Annotated in this window: 1 protein-coding gene; it reads left to right on the top strand. The window is 62.2% G+C overall.

Annotated elements, in window-relative coordinates; genetic code table 11:
• A partial coding sequence (locus FH061_RS30135) for a branched-chain amino acid ABC transporter substrate-binding protein (protein WP_225984988.1) occupies positions 1–1095 on the top strand: 1095 nt, incomplete at its 5' end.

Raw genomic sequence — 1095 nt, 5'->3', positions numbered from 1 at the left:
TTCGCAGGCGCAGCTTCGGCACAGGAACAGGTCGTCAAGATCGGCCACGTCGGCCCGATCTCCGGCGCCATCGCACACCTGGGTAAAGACAACGAATACGGCGCCCGCATGGCCATCGATGAACTCAACGCCAAGGGCGTCACCATCGGCGGCAAGAAGGTCAAGTTCGAACTGCTGGCCGAAGACGACGGCGCCGATCCCAAGCAGGGCACCGCGGCAGCCCAGAAGCTGGTCGACGCCAAGGTCAACGGCGTCATCGGTCACCTGAACTCCGGCACCACCATCCCGGCCTCGAAGATCTATCACGATGCGGGCATCCCGCAGATCTCGCCGTCGGCGACCAATCCGAAATACACCCAGCAGGGCTTCAAGTCCGCCTTCCGCGTGGTCGCCAACGACGGCCAGCTCGGCGGCACGCTCGGCCGCTACGCCGCCGAGAAGCTCAATGCCAAGAAAGTGGCGGTGGTCGACGACCGTACCGCCTACGGCCAGGGCGTTGCCGAGGAATTCATCAAGGGCGCCAAGGGCAAGGGCGTGCAGGTCGTGGCGCAGCAGTACACCAACGACAAGGCGACCGACTTCAACGCCATTCTCACCGCCATCAAGGCCAAGAGCCCTGACGTTGTCTTCTTCGGCGGCATGGATGCGGTGGCCGGTCCGATGCTGCGCCAGATGAAGGCGCTGGGCATCAACGCCAAGTTCATGGGCGGCGACGGCATCTGTACCGAAGCGCTGGCGAACCTGGCGGGCGACGCCATCGGCGACAACCAGGTGGTCTGCGCAGAAGCAGGCGGCGTGGAAGAGACGCAGAAGAAAGGCATGGAGGAATTCCGCGCCGCGTTCAAGAAGAAGTTCAACACCGACGTGCAGATTTATGCACCGTACGTCTATGACTCGGTCATGGTGATGGTCGAAGCGATGAAGAAGGCCAACTCCGCCGAGCCGGCGAAGTACCTGCCCGAACTGCAGAAGATCAACTACAAGGGCGTGACCGGCAATATCGTCTTCGACAACCGCGGCGATATCAAGAACGGCACCCTCACGCTCTACACCTACAAGGGTGGCAAGCGCGAACAGCTGGCTGTCGTGAAGTAA

It is taken from the genome of Noviherbaspirillum aerium (genome assembly GCF_008929045.1).
GTDB lineage: Bacteria > Pseudomonadota > Gammaproteobacteria > Burkholderiales > Burkholderiaceae_D > Noviherbaspirillum > Noviherbaspirillum aerium.
The sequence above is the reverse complement of the archived record's forward strand: the minus strand, read 5'-3'. Positions and strand labels throughout refer to the sequence as shown.